The organism is Tabrizicola sp., from assembly GCF_034366665.1.
Lineage (GTDB): Bacteria > Pseudomonadota > Alphaproteobacteria > Rhodobacterales > Rhodobacteraceae > Tabrizicola.
This window is the reverse complement of sequence record NZ_JAXMMF010000118.1, coordinates 1-17,323: the sequence shown is the minus strand read 5'-3', so window position 1 is coordinate 17,323 and position 17,323 is coordinate 1. Positions and strand designations below refer to the sequence as shown.

19 protein-coding genes are annotated in these 17,323 nt (G+C 66.0%); 3 read left to right on the top strand and 16 right to left on the bottom strand.

Annotated elements, in window-relative coordinates:
* The 9 genes from U1E69_RS16770 to U1E69_RS16730 form a co-directional block, all read right to left on the bottom strand.
* The coding region (locus U1E69_RS16770) for a CoA transferase (RefSeq protein ID WP_322245564.1) at window positions 1–1,242 on the bottom strand (1,242 nt) is incomplete at its 3' end.
* Between the two features lie 8 nt (window positions 1,243–1,250).
* Window positions 1,251–1,763 (bottom strand): YHS domain-containing (seleno)protein, encoded by a 513-nt coding sequence (locus U1E69_RS16765; RefSeq protein ID WP_322245566.1) that lies wholly within the window; start codon window positions 1,761–1,763, stop codon window positions 1,251–1,253.
* A gap of 114 nt (window positions 1,764–1,877) precedes the next feature.
* Window positions 1,878–2,720: an SGNH/GDSL hydrolase family protein gene (locus tag U1E69_RS16760; RefSeq protein ID WP_322245563.1), complete on the bottom strand. Its 843-nt coding sequence runs from the start codon at window positions 2,718–2,720 to the stop codon at window positions 1,878–1,880.
* A gap of 190 nt (window positions 2,721–2,910) precedes the next feature.
* Complete coding sequence (locus U1E69_RS16755; RefSeq protein ID WP_322245562.1) at window positions 2,911–3,621, bottom strand: aspartate/glutamate racemase family protein; 711 nt, start codon at window positions 3,619–3,621, stop codon at window positions 2,911–2,913.
* A gap of 1 nt (window position 3,622) precedes the next feature.
* Window positions 3,623–4,336 (bottom strand): ABC transporter ATP-binding protein, encoded by a 714-nt coding sequence (locus U1E69_RS16750; protein ID WP_322245565.1) that lies wholly within the window; start codon window positions 4,334–4,336, stop codon window positions 3,623–3,625.
* Between the two features lie 42 nt (window positions 4,337–4,378).
* Window positions 4,379–5,161 (bottom strand): ABC transporter ATP-binding protein, encoded by a 783-nt coding sequence (locus tag U1E69_RS16745; protein WP_322245561.1) that lies wholly within the window; start codon window positions 5,159–5,161, stop codon window positions 4,379–4,381.
* Window positions 5,158–6,168, bottom strand: coding sequence for a branched-chain amino acid ABC transporter permease (locus U1E69_RS16740; RefSeq protein WP_322245560.1), 1,011 nt, complete (start codon window positions 6,166–6,168; stop codon window positions 5,158–5,160). The genes U1E69_RS16745 and U1E69_RS16740 overlap by 4 nt, the downstream gene beginning before the upstream one ends.
* A gap of 4 nt (window positions 6,169–6,172) precedes the next feature.
* On the bottom strand, window positions 6,173–7,042 hold the full coding sequence (locus tag U1E69_RS16735) for a branched-chain amino acid ABC transporter permease (RefSeq protein WP_322245559.1): 870 nt from the start codon (window positions 7,040–7,042) through the stop codon (window positions 6,173–6,175).
* An 85-nt stretch (window positions 7,043–7,127) separates the two neighbouring features.
* Window positions 7,128–8,315 (bottom strand): ABC transporter substrate-binding protein, encoded by a 1,188-nt coding sequence (locus U1E69_RS16730; protein WP_322245558.1) that lies wholly within the window; start codon window positions 8,313–8,315, stop codon window positions 7,128–7,130.
* 175 nt (window positions 8,316–8,490) lie between these two features.
* Here U1E69_RS16730 and U1E69_RS16725 point away from each other — a divergent pair, with 175 nt between their 5' ends.
* The 3 genes from U1E69_RS16725 to U1E69_RS16715 all read left to right on the top strand — a co-directional run bounded on the left by U1E69_RS16725 (window position 8,491) and on the right by U1E69_RS16715 (window position 11,170).
* Entirely contained in the window at window positions 8,491–9,201 is a 711-nt protein-coding gene (locus U1E69_RS16725; protein ID WP_322245557.1) for a GntR family transcriptional regulator, read from the top strand.
* Between the two features lie 155 nt (window positions 9,202–9,356).
* Complete coding sequence (locus U1E69_RS16720) at window positions 9,357–10,418, top strand: four-carbon acid sugar kinase family protein (RefSeq protein WP_322245556.1); 1,062 nt, start codon at window positions 9,357–9,359, stop codon at window positions 10,416–10,418.
* Window positions 10,415–11,170, top strand: coding sequence for a FadR/GntR family transcriptional regulator (locus tag U1E69_RS16715; protein ID WP_322245555.1), 756 nt, complete (start codon window positions 10,415–10,417; stop codon window positions 11,168–11,170). The genes U1E69_RS16720 and U1E69_RS16715 overlap by 4 nt, the downstream gene beginning before the upstream one ends.
* A 10-nt stretch (window positions 11,171–11,180) precedes the next feature.
* Here U1E69_RS16715 and U1E69_RS16710 read toward each other — a convergent pair whose 3' ends face one another.
* The 7 genes from U1E69_RS16710 to U1E69_RS16680 form a co-directional block, all read right to left on the bottom strand.
* On the bottom strand, window positions 11,181–12,305 hold the full coding sequence (locus tag U1E69_RS16710; RefSeq protein ID WP_322245554.1) for an iron-containing alcohol dehydrogenase: 1,125 nt from the start codon (window positions 12,303–12,305) through the stop codon (window positions 11,181–11,183).
* The gene (locus U1E69_RS16705) at window positions 12,302–13,228 is read right to left on the bottom strand and encodes a dihydrodipicolinate synthase family protein (RefSeq protein ID WP_322245553.1); all 927 of its coding nucleotides are present in this window, start codon (window positions 13,226–13,228) and stop codon (window positions 12,302–12,304) included. The genes U1E69_RS16710 and U1E69_RS16705 overlap by 4 nt, the downstream gene beginning before the upstream one ends.
* 3 nt (window positions 13,229–13,231) lie before the next feature.
* Complete coding sequence (gene pdxA / locus U1E69_RS16700; RefSeq protein ID WP_322245552.1) at window positions 13,232–14,188, bottom strand: 4-hydroxythreonine-4-phosphate dehydrogenase PdxA; 957 nt, start codon at window positions 14,186–14,188, stop codon at window positions 13,232–13,234.
* Window positions 14,185–15,189: an oligopeptide/dipeptide ABC transporter ATP-binding protein gene (locus tag U1E69_RS16695; RefSeq protein ID WP_322245551.1), complete on the bottom strand. Its 1,005-nt coding sequence runs from the start codon at window positions 15,187–15,189 to the stop codon at window positions 14,185–14,187. Before U1E69_RS16695 ends, pdxA begins: the two co-directional genes overlap by 4 nt.
* The gene (locus U1E69_RS16690) at window positions 15,186–16,175 is read right to left on the bottom strand and encodes an ABC transporter ATP-binding protein (RefSeq protein ID WP_322245550.1); all 990 of its coding nucleotides are present in this window, start codon (window positions 16,173–16,175) and stop codon (window positions 15,186–15,188) included. Before U1E69_RS16690 ends, U1E69_RS16695 begins: the two co-directional genes overlap by 4 nt.
* Entirely contained in the window at window positions 16,172–17,125 is a 954-nt protein-coding gene (locus tag U1E69_RS16685) for an ABC transporter permease (RefSeq protein WP_322245549.1), read from the bottom strand. The genes U1E69_RS16690 and U1E69_RS16685 overlap by 4 nt, the downstream gene beginning before the upstream one ends.
* The coding region (locus U1E69_RS16680) for an ABC transporter permease subunit (RefSeq protein WP_322245548.1) at window positions 17,122–17,323 on the bottom strand (202 nt) is incomplete at its 5' end. The genes U1E69_RS16680 and U1E69_RS16685, both read right to left, overlap by 4 nt.

Genomic DNA, 17,323 nt, shown 5'->3' with positions numbered 1-17,323 from the left:
GATCACGCCCGCAGCGGCAAGGTCCCGCAGAGCGCGGGCGTCCAATCCAAGCTGGGAGGCCAGCACCGCGAAGGTATCCTCGCCCAGCATCGGCGGGGCCTTGGCATAGCTGACAGGGGTTTGCGACAGGTGCAACGGGTTGCCGATCAGCTCGACCGAACCGCTGCCCGCACCGGGATGATCCATCCGCACCCGCATCCCCCGCGCGGCGACCTGCGGGCTGGCGAAGACCTGGGCCAGGTCGTTGACCGGACCGGCGGGGATCGTCTCGGCGTCGCAAAGGGCCAGCCACTCTGCCGCCGGGCGGCCAGCGGTCAAGGCTGACAGGAGGGGCAAAAGGACCCCACGGTTGCGCACGCGGGCAGAGTTGGTAGCAAAGCGCGCATCCTGCGCCAGCCCAGGGGCGCCCGCCACGGCGACAAAGCGGGCGAATTGGGCGTCGTTGCCCACCGCGAGGATGAAGCTGCCGTCGCTGGCGGGAAAGCTGCCGTAGGGCACGATGGTCGGGTGATCGTTCCCGCGCCGGGGCGGGACCTGACCGTCGGTCAGAAAGCCCACGCCCTGATTGACCAGCATCGCGACCTGAGCGTCCATCAGCGCAAGGTCGATGTGCTGCCCAAGGTCGGAGTGGTGCCGGGCCTGGACGGCGGCCAGAATTCCCACCGCCGCATACATGCCTGTGAGAACATCGGCGATGCCGACCCCGGCCTTCATCGGCGGACCTTCGGCCTGGCCCGTCAGGCTCATCAGCCCGCCCTCGCCTTGCACCAGAAAGTCATAGCCCGCGCGGTGGGCATTCGGACCGGTCTGGCCGAAGCCGGTGATCGAGCAATAAATCAGCCGCGGGTTCACCGTTTGCAGGGTGGTGTAGTCCAGCCCGTAGCGCGCAAGATCGCCCGGCTTGAAATTCTCGACCAGGATATCGGCCTTTGCCGCCAAGGCCTGCAAGATCGCTTGCCCACGCGGATCGGCGATGTTCACCGCGACCGAGTGCTTGCCCCGGTTCGCCGACAGGAAATAGGCGCTCTCGCGGGTATCGTTCCCCTCGGCATCCAGCACGAACGGCGGCCCCCAGCCGCGGGTGTCATCGCCCGCGCCGGGACGCTCGATCTTGATCACCTCGGCCCCAAGGTCGGCCAGAAGCTGCGTCGCCGTCGGTCCTGCGAGGATGCGGGAAAGGTCAAGCACACGCAGGCCCTGTAGGGCCTGCGCTTTGGGTGAAGAGGTGTCAGGACCGGTCACGCGCGGGGTCAGTTCGCAACAGGCGCGGCCGAGGTGAAGCTGGGGATCTTGTCGGTCGAGGCCGCTTGCGGCTCCAGTCCGTCCCAGTTCTTCTCGGACGTCTTCAGGTTGCCGGGGATGTCTTCTTCCCAGAAGCCGACGACGTTCTTGGTGATGTTGAGGTAGAGCTTCCCATCGACAATGCGCCACAGCGTGGGGTTGCCTGGCACCTTGCCGCCCTTGGCCACGCCGTAGGCGCAGTGGCCGTCATATTGGGGGACGAAGGCCTCTGGGGCGGCGAGAAAGCGGTCGCGGTTCGCCTCGGACGAGAAGGCGAAGGTCGCACCGTTGTAGTCGGCGGTGATGCTGGCCTGACCGGGCAGCGGCGATGGCTGAGGCTGGCCCACCTTCGACTGCGGCAGGTCGAAGTAGGACACGACATCGTAGCCCGACACGGCAAAGCCGGTCTTGTCGACATACTGGTCTCCGGCAAAAGCGCTGCCGATCATGGCGGTGGTGAAGGCTAGAGCAAGCGCGGTCATCTTGAACATGGGGAAGTCCTTTCCTGTTGCATGCGTGCCATTCGCGCCGGATGGGATCAGGCTTACGTGTCCTTCAGCCGCCTCGCGCTGACGTGATCGCCCAGGCCGCACCAGTCACGATCCGCCCAGTTGCTTGCCGATGGCCGCACACAAGGCCCCGCGGCGCAGGTTCAGGAACCGCCGCGCCCCGGCCTCGGTCGGGTGGTAGGGGTCCTTGACCTTGCCCGAGGCATTGCGCCGGAAGTTCGCCGCATTGCCCTGGTTCTCCGCAATCGTCTGGGGCGTGAAGCCGGGGACGAACGAGCATTGCCTGCCCGCCTTGGCGAAGGCCGCCTCGATGTTGTTCTGCGCCTGCTGTCGGTCCCGGATCGCCTTTTCCTTGTAGGGCGGGGCCGAGGTCATGAAGATGCAAGGCTGGTCCGGCGGCAGGTCGGCCAGAAGCGCGCGCACGTCCTGCAAGGCTGCAGCGGGATCGCCCGCCCAGCGTTCGGTCGCATTGCCCATCATGAAGAAGATCACCAGATCCGGCGCATAGTACCCGTCGGCGAACACCGCCTGCAGCGGCGATACGCCCGCGCGGCAGAACTGGAACTGAGCGCCCTTGCCGATCTGGACATAGGGGTTCTCGCCCTGGCTGAGCGTGCCGTAAGCCCCGGCATTCACCTTCCACTTTGGGTCCACGTCGCAGATCGCGCCCTTGGCTGCCTTCGTTGTCCCCGTCCAGCTGGTGATCGCGCTGGACCTGACGCCAATGACCCCGGTGGTCGCGCCGGCCTCAAGTCCGCACGACCCTGCCATGCCGGCAAGTTCGTCCAGGAAGGCCTCCCCCGCGCCGAAGGTCAGTTGACTGTCGCCCAGGATCAGGACGTCCGGCGCGCCCTTTGCCGTGCCGTCGGCTTGGCCCGCGTCGGTGAAGGCGGCAAGACAGGCAACACACAGAAGAAACTTGCCGAGCACTTTTGATCTTCTCCGGGTAAGCCAGCCTGTCGGCACTGCGAATGGCTGTTCGCGGTCCCGGTGGGTTTGTTACACGGACCTGGAAATCATCGCTGCCCGGTCCGCACTGCGGATGCGGAACGCCGTCGCAGGATGCGTGCCGAAGTCGCCGGCGCAGATCATCCCGCAGGCGGGCCGGGGAGAGGCAATGTCACGCCGTGGCTTGCAACTTGTGCGCGGGCGAGGGCGCATATCCCCCAAGCCGGGAGGTCTTCAGCCCAAGCCCGACCATCGCCTCGGCCAGCTTGACGGCGCAGGTCACCCCGTCCAGCACCGGAAGCCCGTGGGTGGCTTCCAGCCGCGCGGCAAGGTCGGCCATTCCCGCACACCCAAGGACAATCGCCTCGGCCCGGTCTTCGGCCACCGCGCGGCCGATCTCGGCGCTGATCCGGTTGCAGGCGTCCGAGCCGGGATGCTCCAGCTCCAGCACCGCCACTTCGGACGACCGCACACGGGCGCAGCGGCTGGCCAGGCCATACTTGTGCAGGTTGTGTTCCAGCGCCGGGACCGACCGCGCCAGCGTGGTGACGACCGAGAACTTGTTCGCGATCATCGAGGCGAAGTGATAGGCCGCCTCGCCAATGCCGATCACCGGCTTGTCCGTCAGGCAGCGCGCGGCATCAAGGCCGGTGTCGTCGAAGCAGGCGATGATGACGGCGTCGAAGCCGGGGGTGGTCTGGATCAGGCGCAGAAGGCCGGGCACGGACAGCGCCTCGTCATAGTAGCCCTCGATGGACACCGGGCCGCCGGGCGGGTTGACCGCGATGACCTCGGTCCCCGAAGCCGCGGCGGTGCGGGCCGCGACGCCGATCTTCTGGGTCATCGAAGCGGTGGAGTTGGGGTTGATCACCAAAAGGCGCATGTCAGAGGTCTCCACCAAGGTAGGCGGCCTTGATGCGGTCGTCGTGCATAAGGTCTTTGGATACGCCAGACAGCACGACTTGCCCCGTCGACATCGCGTAGGCGCGGTTCGAGATGGAAAGGGCCATGCGACTGTTCTGTTCGACCAAGAGGACCGACACCCCCTCGTCCCGGCTGATCGCCACGATGGCCCGGGCGATGTCCTGCACCAGCTTTGGCGCGATGCCGAGGGAGGGTTCGTCCAGCAGAAGCAGCTTCGGCTTTGCCATCAGCGCGCGGCCGATCACCATCATCTGCTGCTCGCCGCCCGACAGGGTGCTGGCCTGCTGGCTGAAGCGTTCCTTCAGGCGCGGGAAGCGGGTCAGCACGCTGTCCAGCGTCTGTTCGATCCCCTGCTTGTCGGTGCGGGTGAAGGCCCCCATCAGCAGGTTGTCCTTCACGCTCATCAGCGGAAAGACACGCCGCCCTTCCGGCACCATCGCGATGCCGCGCTTGACGATCTCGGCTGCCGGACGCCCGTCGATCCGGTCGCCCAGATAGCTGATCGACCCCGACTTGATCTTCCGCAGCCCGGTGATCGCCCGCAGGATGGATGATTTCCCCGCCCCGTTCGCGCCGATCAGGGCGACCGTCTCGCCCTCCATCAGCTCGATGGAGACGCCTTTCAGCGCGTAGACATGGTCATAGTAAAGCTCGACATTGTCGAAGCTGAGCATCTTGCGCGCGGGTTCGGTTTTCATCGCAGCTTGGGTCATCATTCACATCCCGATCGCGGCGTCTTCGCTGCCCAGATAGGCCTCGATCACGCGGGGGTTGGCCTGGATTTCTGCCGGAGTGCCCTCGGCAATCTTCTCGCCGAAGTTGATGCAGACGATCCGGTCCGAAATCTTCATCACCGCTGGCATGTCGTGTTCGACCAGCAGGACCGTCAGCCCCCGCTCGTCGCGCAGACGCCGCACCAGGGCGACCATCCGCATCGTCTCGTCATGGTTCATGCCTGCGAAGGGTTCATCCAGCAGGATGATCTCGGGGTGGGTGGCAAGGCCGATGGCCATCCCCAGGGCGCGCAGATGCCCCTGCGGCAGGTTCGACGCCATCTCGTCCCGGATCGCCTGCAATCCCAGGAAGTCGATGATGTCATCCGCCGACTTCCCGAACTCTGCCTCATCCGCCTTGGCCTGCGCCGAGCCGAAGAAGAACCCCAACAACGAAGCCTTCGACCGCAGGTGGTGCGAGACGATGACGTTTTCCCGCACGGTCATCGACTTGAAGATCGTCGTTTCCTGGAAGGTCCGCACCACCCCCATCCGCGCCACCTTGTGCGGCGGCAGGCCGGAGATTTTGGTGCCCTTGTAGATCACCTCGCCCGTCGTCGGCGTGACGAACCCGGCGATCTGCTTGAAGAGCGTGGACTTCCCCGCCCCGTTCGGCCCGATCACCGACAGGATCTCCTGCGGGGCGACGTCGAAGCTGATGTCGTTGTTGGCCGTCAGCCCGCCATAGCGTTTGGTGACGTTCTTGACTTGCAGGATGGCGTTCATTTGCCACCGCCTTTCTTGTCCAGAAGGCTGAGGACACCGTTCGGCAGGACCAGCATCAGCGCAATCAGCGCGCCGGAGTAGATGAGCAGCTGGTATTCCTTGGCGATGGAAAGAAGGTCCCAGCCGAAGTACAAAAGCAGCGTTCCCAGCATCGGGCCGAACACGTAGCCCAGCCCGCCAAGGAAGCAGTAGAGCATGAAATTCACGCTGTCCTGCACCACGAAGGACGACGGGTAGATCGACTGTGAAATCGCCACGAAGATCGCCCCGGCGAGCCCTCCGAAGAAGGACGAAATCGCATAGGCCAAGACCCGCAGCATTGCCGTGTTGACGCCGATGGAGGCGGACAGTTCCTCATTCTGCTGCAGCGACCGGCAGAGGTGGCCGAGACGTGAGTTCACGATCCGCCAGAGGACAAGGTACGTCAGCGTCATGAGGAGAGCGGCCATCAGGTAGAAGGCCAGCTTCGGGTTCTCCAACGTGGCGAAGTCGGGGATGATCGTCAGGCCGAAGACCGACAGCTCACCCGGCAGCGGGATCGAGGTGATGCCCTTCGCCCCGTTGGTGATGGGCAGCGCAAGGGCGGTCAGGCGGGCGACCTCGGTCAGGACCAGCGTCACCATCGCGAAGTAAACGCCCCGCAGCCGCAGGATCGGCAGGCCGATCAGCACCGACACCGCGGCGCAAAAGATGCCTGCCAAGGGCAGCGTCAGCCAGAAGCTGACCCCGTATTGCGTCATCAGGACGGCGGAGACATAGCCCCCCATCAGCGCATAGGCGCCTTGGCCGATGTTGATCCGGCCGATGTAGAAGGTCAGCCAGACCCCCGCTGCGGCCACCGACAGAAGGGCCACCGAGGTAAGCGTGTAGTAGAAGTCCCACCGTCCGGTCAGGTTGATGATGACCGGCACAAGGACGAAAACTCCCACCAGGAAGGCCCCGATGCCCATAAGGCGAGAGGTCGATAGGGACCGGCCCTGCGGTACGGATTGTGTCTGATCGGTCATGGCCTCAACCCCACGGCTTGCCCATCAGGCCCTGCGGCCGGATGGCGAGGAAGATCATCAGCGTGATGAAGATCATCAGGTAGGTGACGTCGCCGTAAGCGGCGAGCAGCGTCAGGCCGACGGATTCCATCATCCCCAGAATGAACCCGCCGGCGATGGCGCCCGAGATCACCCCGGCCCCGCCGATCATGATCATCAGGAAGGCCTTGATCGAAGTCGGTCCGCCCATCCCGAGGTTGATGCCGGTGATCGTCACCAGAAGCCCGCCGACCAGCCCGGCCAGCATGGCCCCCAAGGCAAAGCCGATCATCGAATAGCGGTCAACGTCGACGCCCATCAGCTGCGCCGCAACCCGGTCCTGCGCCAGCGCCCGCATGGCTCGGCCAGTGCGGGAATACTGCATGAAGAGAATGAAACCCACGATCAGCGCCACGGCCAGCGCCGCGATCAGGATGCGGTCATAGGGCATGATCAGCCGCATGTCCCAGTTGAAGACTCCGTCCACGATCTTCGGCACCCCACGCTGCTTTTCCCCGAACAGAAGCAGGATCACCGCATCCAGGAAAAAGGCGATGCCCGCTGCCAGCAGCATGGTGGATTCGTCCCGTTTGGATTTTCGGATGACCGGGCGGAACAGGAATTTCTCGATCAAGGCCCCCATCACCGCCAGCACCACGGCCGAGGCGATCAGGCCCACGATGAACGGCAGGCCCAACTGGGCGACCACTGTATAGGTCACGAACCCGCCAAAGACGTACATCTGCCCGTGGGCAAAGTTCAGCACGTTCATCAGCGAGAAGATCAGGGTCAGGCCCAGTGCGATCAGCGCGTATTGCGCGCCAAGATACAGGCCGTTGGCAAGGATCTGTTCCATCCGGGGGGTCCTTTGCGAAAGACAGCAGGGCCCGAACCGGGAGCAAGCCCGGGCCCTGCATGCGACTCTGAACCGTCGTCGGGTCTTAGTCGACCTGAGCCACGAACAGCGTCTGGAAAGCGCCGTCCTTGAACTCGTTCACCACCAGCGGGACCGAGACCTGACGCTTCTGGCCGAAGGACGAGGTGCCGACATAGGTCAGCTTGGCATCACCGACCATGAACGGGTTCGGGGCCTCGAAGGTATCCATGGTCTTCTTGAACTCGTCGACATTGTCGATCGCCGCCGGGTTCGCCTTCAGCGTCTCGATGATGTATTCCAGCGCGTAGACCTTGGTGTTGGACTCGTCGTTGTATTCGCCGAACATCGCGGTGTAGCGGGTGACGAATTCCTTCATCGTGTCGGAGGCAAGTTCAGGCGTCGACGCCCCGCCGACCGAGATGAAGCCGTTCGCCAGCTCGCCCGCGCCTTCCGCCAGAACCGCCGCGTCCTGAGCCGTCTCGGTCGAGATCAAGCCAGTATAACCCAGTTCCCGGGCCGAGCGGATCAGCTGCGGCGCGTTGGCGGGCGACACACCCGACAGGACCAGAAGGTCTGGCGCGGTCTGGATCACCGGCAGCAGAACCGGGGTGAAGTCGGTGGTGTCCATCTGGTAGGTGACGGTGTCGGACACGACCTCCAGCCCCAGTTCACGGGCGGCAGCGGCACCCGAGTCACGCTGGCTCAGCGGGTCGGATTCGTTGCCGGCGATGAAGGCAACCTTCTTCACGCCCTTGTTTTCCATCAGGTATTTGTAGATCGCCGGACCCGACTGGTAGTTCGCCACCATGCCCAGGATCGCGTTCGATGCCGGGGCGGTGTAAAGTTCCTTCGGGAAGGCATAGGGGAAATACATGATCCCGTTCTGCTCGGCCACCGGACGGACGGCGGCGGCACCGTCATCGACGTTGGGGCCGACGACATAGTGGATGCCGTCCTGCGCCATCTTTTCCATGCCCGCAATCGCGCGCTTGGGGTCCTTCTGGTCGTCGAAGGGGACGATCTCGATGTTGTAGGTGACATCGCCGATCTGGACCCCGCCAAGTTCGTTCAGCCAGGCTGCCCGGGCCTCCATCGAACGCTGGTTGGAGATGCCCCAGGCGGCGGCCGGACCCGAGGTCACGCCGACGAAACCGATTTTCAGCGTCGCGTTTTCCGCCCAGGCGGCCGTGGTTGCCGTAAGGGCAAGCGCGAGGCTCAGGCCCGTCGTCGCAAGGAAGTTGCGTCTCTTCATTCTGATGCTCCCTGTTCATTGGGTCGGCGGAATTCGAGTCCGCGACAGCTTGATTGACGGGCTTGCTGACAAGATTGTCAACAAAAATGTTCCGCATGGTACACGATCTGCCTCTTGATGGGCGGGCGTGTCCCCCTTAGCGTATAATCCGAACAGTTTTGGAACGGACATATCGATGGACACCCTCGGCAGCACCGCCGAACAGGTCACGCGCGACGACGAACTGGACGAGGAAGAGATCGTCGAGCGAATCTTCGAGGCGATCATCGATCAGCGTCTGCCGCCGGGCACCAAGCTGTCCGAGGCCGCGCTGTGTGAGGCGTTCAACGTCGGCCGGATGCGGATCCGGCAAAGCCTTCTGCTGCTGGCCAGCCGCGAGGTTGTCGATCTTCTGCCGAACCGCGGGGCCTTTGTCGCCTCGCCTACAGCCGAACAGGCGCGCGAGGTCTTCGAGGCCCGTCTGATGATCGAGCCGAACGTGGCCCGGCTGGCGGTCGAGCGGGCAACCCCCGACAACCTGTCGATGCTGGAGCAGCATCTGCGGCTGGAGCATGAGGCGCATCTGGCCAACCGCCGCCGCGATGCCATCCGCCTGTCGGGCCAGTTCCATGTCCTTCTGGCCGAGATTGCCGACAACACCGTCGCCTTGCGCATGGTGAAGGAACTGGTGACCCGCACCTCGCTGATCATCGGCATCTTCGGAAGCCCCGGTGTGTCGAATTGCCGGGATGAAGACCATGAAGAAATCTGCGCCGCGTTCCGGACCCGCGACCGCGACCTTGCCGCGCAGCTGATGGTCGATCACCTTCGACACATCCAGACCCACCTGGAACTGAACGGACCCGCTGACGGCGCCAGCGATCTGGTGGCGATCTTCCGAAGATAACCGCTGCTGGTTGCGTGGCTGTCGGGCGGGTGGCTGGCGCAGTGGGGCAAGACGACTGATGGCCGACGAGCCTGGCGGGCCGACAGACGATTTTACAAATTGTTTGCAACTTTACAGGCTGTCGGGGTATCCCGGGGGTACAGGAAGGGCACGGCATGTCGGCTCCGCACACCGCATTGGTATCCGACGATCTGACCGGCGCGCTGGATTCGGCGGTGCCCTTTGCCCGGGCGGGATGGCGCACTGTCGTGGCGACCGGGTTGGGCGCGCTTGACCGGGCTCTGGCGGCTGGTGCGGATGTGGTGGCGGTTTCGTTGAACAGCCGCGAACTGGACGAAGCCACGGCTGCGTTCCGCGCGCGGCAGGCGGCTGCGGCCCTGTCGGATGTGCCGGTGCTGTTCAAGAAGATCGACAGCCGCATGAAGGGACATGTCCGGGCCGAAGCGCTGGAACTAGCGCAGGCCCGCGGGCTGACGCGCATGATTGTCTGCCCCGCCATTCCCGAACTTGGCCGCTGTGTCGCGCAGGGGCACGTCACGGGGCACGGGATCGACGTGCCGATCCCGGTCGCTCTTTCGCCGGATGCGCAGATCGAGATGGCTTTTCCCGACGCCCTGACCGACGCCGACCTTGACCGTATCCTTGCTGGAGCGGATGGCGCGCTGGCGGTGGGCGCGCGCGGCCTTGCCTCGGCGCTTGCCCGACTGTCGGGTCGGCCCGCGCAGCCCTCTGCCGGCCTGCCGAGCGTTTCATTGCCGATCAGCCTTGTCATCGGCTCACGGGACCCGACGACACGTCTGCAGGTCCAGCGGCTTTGCGCGGCCTTTCCCAGCGCGCAGTGGATCGCGGCCCCGGATGGGGTGCTGCAGGACCCCCCGGCCTTTTCAGGGCTCGTCGTGCTTCAGCTGGTCGACGGTGGCGGCGGTCTGGACGGCGCGACTGTCGGCAAGCGCCTGGCCACAAGTCTGGCATCGCGTCTGTCGGCCCGGCAGGGGACACTGCTTCTGACCGGTGGCGAGACGGCGGCGGCCTGTCTGGATGCCCTTCACATCGACGTCCTGCAGGTGCTCGGCGAGGTTCAGCCCGGCCTTCCGGTCAGTGTTCCGCTGGATTTTCCTGATGGCCCCCATATTGTCACCAAATCGGGCGGTTTTGGTGGGCCGGACTGTCTTGCAAAGCTTGTGCGCGTGGCAATGGACCAAAGTAGGGCAGGATGAACCTAGCAGGCAGGACTTCCGGACGGCAGGACGGAACGGCAGAGCGGCCGAAATCCCTGTTGCTGGCCGATATCGTGCATGACCGCATCCGGCGCGCGATCCTGAACGGAGACTACGCCGCCGACGAACGCCTGCCGGGCGAGAATGTGCTGGCCGAACAGCACCAGGTCTCGCGTCCCGTGGTGCGGGCGGCGCTGTCGCGGTTGCGGGAGGAGGGGATGATCACCTCGCGGCAAGGGGCGGGCAGCTTTGTCTGCGCGCCGGTGACGCCGAAGCCCCTGGCGTTCCAGCCGTTGGAGACCATCGCGGACCTGCAGCGCTGCTATGAATATCGCCTGACCTTCGAGCCGGCGGCGGCCGCTTTGGCCGCGACGCGGCGCGGCGACCGTGAACTGGCCGAGATCGAGACCTGTCTGCAGATCATGCGCGACGCGACCGAACGGCGAAGCCACCGCGAGGATGCCGATTTCGATTTCCATCTGGCGATCACCACGGCGGCGAACAACCAGTATTTTGAAACCTCGATGCGGGCCTTGCGCGAACATATCGCCGTGGGGATGAAGTTTCACGGCCTGTCGCTGCAGACGGTGCGGGGCGGGCTGGACCATGTGCTGGACGAGCACGCCAGCATTTTCGGCGCCATCGCCAAGGGCGAGGCCGAAAACGCGCGGGAGGCGATGCGCATCCATATCACCGGATCACGCGACCGGCTGTTCGAGGGCCGTCTGCTGGACCTGTCCTCACGCGGATAGGGCTGCGCTGTCAGAAGGCGGCGCGGTAAATCTCCAGCACCTGTTCGGCCGACATGTCTCGCGGGTTGTTGTCCATCAGGCGGCGGATCGCGTGGGCCTCGGTCGCCCAAACGGGCAGATGCTCGGGCAGGGCGCCAAGCTGCGACAGGCGCATCTCGACGCCCAGGTCGGCACACCAGCGCGCCGCGTCCTTGCACAGGGCGGCCTCGCTGTCGTGCCGCAGGCCAAGCGCCAGGGCGACCTCGGCCGTCTTGGCGCTGGCAACGGGCTGGTTGAACGCAAGTACATGCGGAAAGATCACTGCGTTGGCCAGACCATGCGCCAGCTTCAGCCGGGTGCCCAGCGGATAGGCCAGTGCATGACCAGCCGCCGTGTTGACCGGGCCAAGGCAGATGCCGCCATAATAGGCCGCCAGAAGCAGCGCCGCCCGCGCCTCGGCGTCGCTGCCGTCGCGCACGGCGCGGGGCAGATAGCGCGCCACCAGCCCGAAGCCCAGCCGGGCGTAGTTGTCGATCAGGGGGTGGGCCTTGCGGTTGGTGAAGGCCTCGACGCAATGGGCCATCGCGTCGATCCCGGTCGCGGCCGTCACGGCGGGGGGGACGGACATGGTCAGGTCGGGGTCCAGCGCCACCATGTCCGGCATCAGGTAGCGGCTTTCCACGGCGACCTTGTTCAGGGTCGAGGCATCCGTGACCAAGGCGCGGATGCCTGCTTCGGACCCGGTGCCCGCCGTGGTGGGGACCAGGGCCAGCGCGTTCTGCCGCCCGGTCACCCGGTGTGGGCCGACCACCTCGGCCAGTGTCTGGTCGCCGCGCAGGACCGTGACCAGCTTTGCCACATCCATGACCGAGCCGCCGCCGAACCCGACGACAAGGTCCGGTGCCGCCTGCACGGCCGCCGCAACCGCCAGCGCAAGATTGTCGCTGTCGGGCTCAGGCTGGACGCCCGAGAAAACCGCGACCTGCCCCGGCAGGCCAAGCCGGTCGATCTGCGCGGCCATCACGGGCTGGGTCACGACCAGAATACGCCGGAACCCTTCGGCTTTTGCCCAGACGCCGACCTGGGCGGCGCTTCCTGATCCATAGTCGAACTGGCGCGGTTGGAACAGGCGCAGTGGCGAGGCATAGTCGGTCATGCCGGTGCTCCGGGAGTGTGCAGGTCAATCTCGTCCAGCCGACGGGCCAGGTCGGCCTGTTCTGCGGCCGTGGTGGGCAGAAGCGGCGGGCGGGTGCGGACCCAGCCCGGATGGCCGTGGCGTCGACCGACCATCGCCTTTATCGCCGGGATCTGGACATAGGAATTGGACAGATCGCGGTAGGCGTTGATCCGGGCCTGAGCCGCGGCGACGCCTGCGGCCTGAGCGGGCGCATTGGCATGGCGGAAGACAAAGGCAAGGTCGCGCGCCACCAGGTTCGACGTGGCGGTGATGCAGCCCGCGCCACCCATCCGCATCAGCGGCAGCAGCAGCGGGTCGGCGCCGGCCAGCACCGCAAAACCGGGAAAGCGGGCAATCATCGCCTCCATGTTCTCGATCTTGCCGGCGGAATCCTTGATGCCGATCACGGTTTCGGGGAAGGCCGTCACCAGCCGCTCGATCAGATCATGGCTGATCGGCAGGCCGGTCATCTGCGGAATGTGATACAGGATCACCCGAAGCCGAGGATCGCCGAGGCCTTCGATCACGCTGGCATAGGCCGCGAACAGCCCGTCGTCGCTGACACCCTTGTAGTAGAACGGGGGGAGCATCACGATCGTCGTCACGCCGCAGGACAGTGCGTGGCGGGTCAGCTCGACCGTCTCGGGCACATTCGCAAGCCCAGTGCCCGGCAACAGCCGCGACGGGGTTATCCCCGCCCCCAGCGCCGCTTCCAGGATCGCGCGGCGTTCGGCCGAGGAGAACGAGTTCGCCTCGCCGGTGGTGCCCAGAAGGGCGATGCCGTCGCAGCCATCGTCCAGGAGCGTCCGGCAATGCGCGGCAAAGGCCTCAAGGTCCGGCGAAAGGTCGGCCGTCAGGGGCGTGGCCGAGGCACAGAAGACACCGGTTACGGCAAAGGTCATGGGTCAGGCCCTCCGCTGGCCGGTCAGGCGCGCGGCATAGGCCAGCGCGTGGTCAAGGTTGCCATTGTCCGCGATCCCGCGCCCGGCGATGTCGAAGGCGGTGCCGTGATCGACCGAGCAGCGGTCGATGGGCAGGCCGACGGACACGTTCACCGCACTGTCGAAGGCCACCAGCTTGATCGGGATGTGACCCTGGTCATGATACTGCGCGACCACCAGGTCGAAGGCGCCGGTATAGGCGCGGTGGAACACCGTATCGGCCGAGATCGGCCCCTGCACGTCGATCCCCTCGGCGCGGGCGGCGGCCACGGCGGGGGCGATCTGGTCGTCATCCTCGGTTCCGAACAGGCCACCCTCGCCGCAATGCGGGTTGATGCCCGCCACGGCGATGCGCGGCGCGGGCGTGCCCAGCCGCGCGAAATGGCGGTGCCCCGCGCGGATCGTGGCCAGCACCCGGTCCGTCGTGGCGCGGCTGATGGCATCCCTCAGCGAGACATGGGTCGAGTTGTGGATGACCGACAGCCGGGCCGAGGCCAGAAGCATGTGGCAGGTCTTCGTGCCCGTCAGATGGGCCAGAAGGCCGGTGTGCCCGTCGTGATGGTGCCCCGCATCATTCAGCGCGGCCTTGTTGATCGGGGCGGTGACGATGCAGCCGATCCGGCCTTCCAGCGCGTCGCGGACGGCGGCGGCGATGAACTGGTAGCTCGCCTCGCCACACCGCGGGTCCAGCTTGCCGAACGCGGGCAAAGCGCCCGGGATGTCCACGTGGACAACGTCCAGCGCGGCCAGGTTCAGGCCAGTCTTCAGCACCGCCTCGGCCGCCGCAAGGCTGTCGCGGTTGCCATAGACACGGATGCCGTCGCGCGCGGCGCCATCCATCGCGGCCAGCGATTTCACGATGATCTCGGGGCCGACACCGGCGGGATCGCCCATTGTGATGCCAATCGGGGGGGACGTCATGCCGGGTTGTGCTCCCAGTTCGTCGCGGTGGGGGATGAGACGGCGTGGCAGGCGACCAGGTGACCGGGCGCCACTTCGCGCAAGAGCGGCACATCGCTGCGGCACTGGGCGCGGGCCAGCGGGCAGCGGGTGTGGAAGCGGCAGCCGGGGGGCGGCGCGAGCGGTGAGGGCACCTCGCCCTGCAGGCGTTGCCGGGTGCGGGCCGCCCGTGGGTCGGTGGACGGCACCGCCGACAAAAGCGCGCGGGTGTAGGGATGCAGGGGCTGCGCGAAAAGGGCCGCTGCGGGCGCAAGTTCTGCCAGGCGCCCCAGATACATCACGCCGACGCGGTCCGAGATGTGGCGGACCACGGCCAGGTCGTGGGCGATGAAAAGGTAGGTCAGCCCGTATTTCTGCTGCAGGTCCAGAAGCAGGTTCAGGATCTGCGCCTGCACCGACACGTCCAGCGCCGAGATCGCCTCGTCGCAGACGATGAAGCGCGGCTGGCAGGCCAGGGCGCGGGCGATGGCGACGCGTTGCCGCTGGCCGCCTGAAAGCTCGTGCGGGTAGCGGCTGGCGAACCGCTCGGACAGGCCGACATCGGCCAGAAGCTGGTGCAGCCGGTCACGGATTTCGGACTTCGGGGCCAGTTTGTGGAACAGGATCGGCTCGGCCAACGCCTCGCCGATGGGCATGCGTGGGTTCAGCGTGGAATAGGGGTCCTGGAACACGATCTGCAGATCGCGCCGGAAGGGCCGCATCCCGTCATCGTCAAGCTGTGCGATATCGGTCCCGGCATAGATCACCGACCCGCTGGTCGGTCGCTGGATGTTCAGGACGCAGTAGCCGGTGGTCGACTTTCCGCAGCCGGATTCACCGACCAGGGACAGCGTTTCGCCCTCGGCGATGTCGATGGTCAGGGAATCAAGCGCATGGACCGTCGCGGCCCGTTCGCCGAACGCGCCAAGGCGCACGGGGAACTCTTTGGTCAGGTTGCGGATCGACAGAAGCGCCCCGGTCATGATCCGACGCCTCCGGCCGTCACGAAACAGGCCGCGCGATGGGCCGGGTCACTGCCAGCCACCGGGGCAAGCCGGGGGACGGACGTGGTACAGACCGCGGTCACCAGCCCGCAACGCGGCGCGAAGGGGCAGCCCGGCGGGCGGCGGCCCGGTTCGGGCGGGGTGCCGGCGATCGACGGCAGCCGCGACATCGGCGTGTCGGTCAGCGTGGGCAGCGAGGCCAGCAATCCGCGCGTATAGGGATGCGTCGGGCGGTCAAAGATCACGTCAACCGGAGCATCCTCGACCACCGTTCCGGCATAAAGCACGGCGATCCGGTCGGCGAGACCCGCGATCAGCGCAAGGTCATGGGTGATCCAGACCACCGACATCCCGAAGCGGTCCTTCAGGTCGCGGACGAGGTCCACGATCTGCGCCTGGATGGTCACGTCCAGCGCCGTCGTGGGTTCGTCCGCAATCAGGAGGCGCGGCGAGCCTGCAAGTCCGATGGCGATCATCACCCGCTGGCGCATGCCGCCCGACAATTCGTGCGGATAGGCCATCAGCCGGTCGCGTGGCGAGGGGATGCCGACCAGCTCCAGCAGTTCGGCGGCCCGTTCCATCGCCGCGGGTTTGGCCATGCCGCTTTGATAGACCAGCGCCTCGGCGATCTGCGCCCCGACCCGCATCACCGGGTTCAGGCTGGTCATCGGGTCCTGGAAGATGAAACCGATCTGCGACCCCCGCAGGCGGCGCAGGTCTTCGGACGACATGGCAAGCAGGTCCTTGCCCGCAAAATCCGCGACACCTTGGGTCACACGGATGCGGTTGGGCAGCAGGCCCACCAGCGACAGCATCGTCAGGCTTTTGCCGCAGCCGGATTCGCCGACGATGCCCAGGGATTCCCCCTCGGCCACGGTCAGGTCGATCCCGTCCACCACGCGGGCAGGGCCACTGTCACGGTCGATGTCGATGGTCAGGCCACGGATATCCAGAAGCGCTGTCATTTCTGGCCCTTCGGGTTCAGTGCGTCGTTCAACCCGTCGCCCAGGAAGTTGAAGGCCACCGTCACCACCGCCAGCACGGCGGCGGGGGCCAGGAGGAGGTGGGGATAGTTGGTCCAGACCCGGAGCCCGTCCGAGATCATGTTGCCCCAGCTGGGCGTCGGCGGGTTCACCCCGATGCCAAGGAAGGAGAAGGCGCTTTCCAGCACCATCGCGGTCCCCAGCCCGGCCGAGATGGCGACGATCAGCGGACCGACGGCGTTCGGCATCACATAGCGGGTCAGGATGATCCGGTTCGTCAGCCCCAGCGCCCGGGCTGCCGTGACATAGGGCCGGTTGCGGATCGACAGGACCTGCGCCCGCACCAGACGCGCATAGGGCGGCCACGAGATCAGCGCCATCGACCCGAAGACCAGCACGAAGTCGATGATGGCCGAGTTGCGGTAGATGGGGTTCAGCGTCTCCATGTAGCGCGTCTCCATCCACAGCGAGATGGGTTGCTTCAGCGAGGCATTGATGACGACGACCAGCAGCAGTTGCGGTACCGACATGGTCATGTCTGTCACCCACATCAGCGCCTTGTCGAAACGGCCACCGTAAAAGCCCGCGATGGCGCCAAGGACGACGCCGATCAGGACGGCGACCACTGTGACAAGGACGGCGACCAGAAAGGCGGTGCGCGCGCCGTAGATCACGCGGGACAGGACATCGCGGCCCAGATCGTCGGTCCCGAAGGGATGGCCCAGCGAAGGCGGCAGGTTCCGCGCGTCCAGGTTCTGCGACAGGAAATCATAGGGCGTGAGCCAGGGTCCGAAGGCCGCGACAAAGACCAGAACCGCCAGCACGACAAGCCCGGCCACGGCCAGCCGGTTGCGCCGAAGCCTGCGCCAGGCGTCGCGCCACAGGCTGGAGGGTCGGTCCTCGGGAGGGGTGATGATCGTGCCGCCGGTCATGTCCGCGCCGCCTTGGGATCGGTCGCGCGCGGATCAAGCAGCGGATACAGCAGGTCGACCAGCAGGTTTGACGCCATGACCAGAAAGGACCCGATCAGCGTGACGGCCAGGATCACCGGATAGTCGGAATTGATCAGCGCCTGCACGGTCAGTCGGCCCAGACCCGGCAAGCCGAAGACCAGTTCGACGAAGATCGCG

What these genes read in the sequence shown, in the direction of transcription:
- U1E69_RS16755 (WP_322245562.1), bottom strand. Translation starts at nt 3,621, where the DNA reads ATGCGCCTTTTGGTGATCAACCCCAACTCCACCGCTTCGATGACCCAG.
- U1E69_RS16765 (WP_322245566.1), bottom strand. Translation starts at nt 1,763, where the DNA reads ATGACCGCGCTTGCTCTAGCCTTCACCACCGCCATGATCGGCAGCGCT.
- U1E69_RS16715 (WP_322245555.1), top strand. Translation starts at nt 10,415, where the DNA reads ATGAACCTAGCAGGCAGGACTTCCGGACGGCAGGACGGAACGGCAGAG.
- U1E69_RS16720 (WP_322245556.1), top strand. Translation starts at nt 9,357, where the DNA reads ATGTCGGCTCCGCACACCGCATTGGTATCCGACGATCTGACCGGCGCG.
- U1E69_RS16740 (WP_322245560.1), bottom strand. Translation starts at nt 6,168, where the DNA reads ATGACCGATCAGACACAATCCGTACCGCAGGGCCGGTCCCTATCGACC.
- U1E69_RS16730 (WP_322245558.1), bottom strand. Translation starts at nt 8,315, where the DNA reads ATGAAGAGACGCAACTTCCTTGCGACGACGGGCCTGAGCCTCGCGCTT.
- U1E69_RS16695 (WP_322245551.1), bottom strand. Translation starts at nt 15,189, where the DNA reads ATGACCGGGGCGCTTCTGTCGATCCGCAACCTGACCAAAGAGTTCCCC.
- U1E69_RS16745 (WP_322245561.1), bottom strand. Translation starts at nt 5,161, where the DNA reads ATGAACGCCATCCTGCAAGTCAAGAACGTCACCAAACGCTATGGCGGG.
- U1E69_RS16710 (WP_322245554.1), bottom strand. Translation starts at nt 12,305, where the DNA reads ATGACCGACTATGCCTCGCCACTGCGCCTGTTCCAACCGCGCCAGTTC.
- U1E69_RS16725 (WP_322245557.1), top strand. Translation starts at nt 8,491, where the DNA reads ATGGACACCCTCGGCAGCACCGCCGAACAGGTCACGCGCGACGACGAA.
- U1E69_RS16750 (WP_322245565.1), bottom strand. Translation starts at nt 4,336, where the DNA reads ATGCTCAGCTTCGACAATGTCGAGCTTTACTATGACCATGTCTACGCG.
- pdxA (WP_322245552.1), bottom strand. Translation starts at nt 14,188, where the DNA reads ATGACGTCCCCCCCGATTGGCATCACAATGGGCGATCCCGCCGGTGTC.
- U1E69_RS16735 (WP_322245559.1), bottom strand. Translation starts at nt 7,042, where the DNA reads ATGGAACAGATCCTTGCCAACGGCCTGTATCTTGGCGCGCAATACGCG.
- U1E69_RS16690 (WP_322245550.1), bottom strand. Translation starts at nt 16,175, where the DNA reads ATGACAGCGCTTCTGGATATCCGTGGCCTGACCATCGACATCGACCGT.
- U1E69_RS16685 (WP_322245549.1), bottom strand. Translation starts at nt 17,125, where the DNA reads ATGACCGGCGGCACGATCATCACCCCTCCCGAGGACCGACCCTCCAGC.
- U1E69_RS16705 (WP_322245553.1), bottom strand. Translation starts at nt 13,228, where the DNA reads ATGACCTTTGCCGTAACCGGTGTCTTCTGTGCCTCGGCCACGCCCCTG.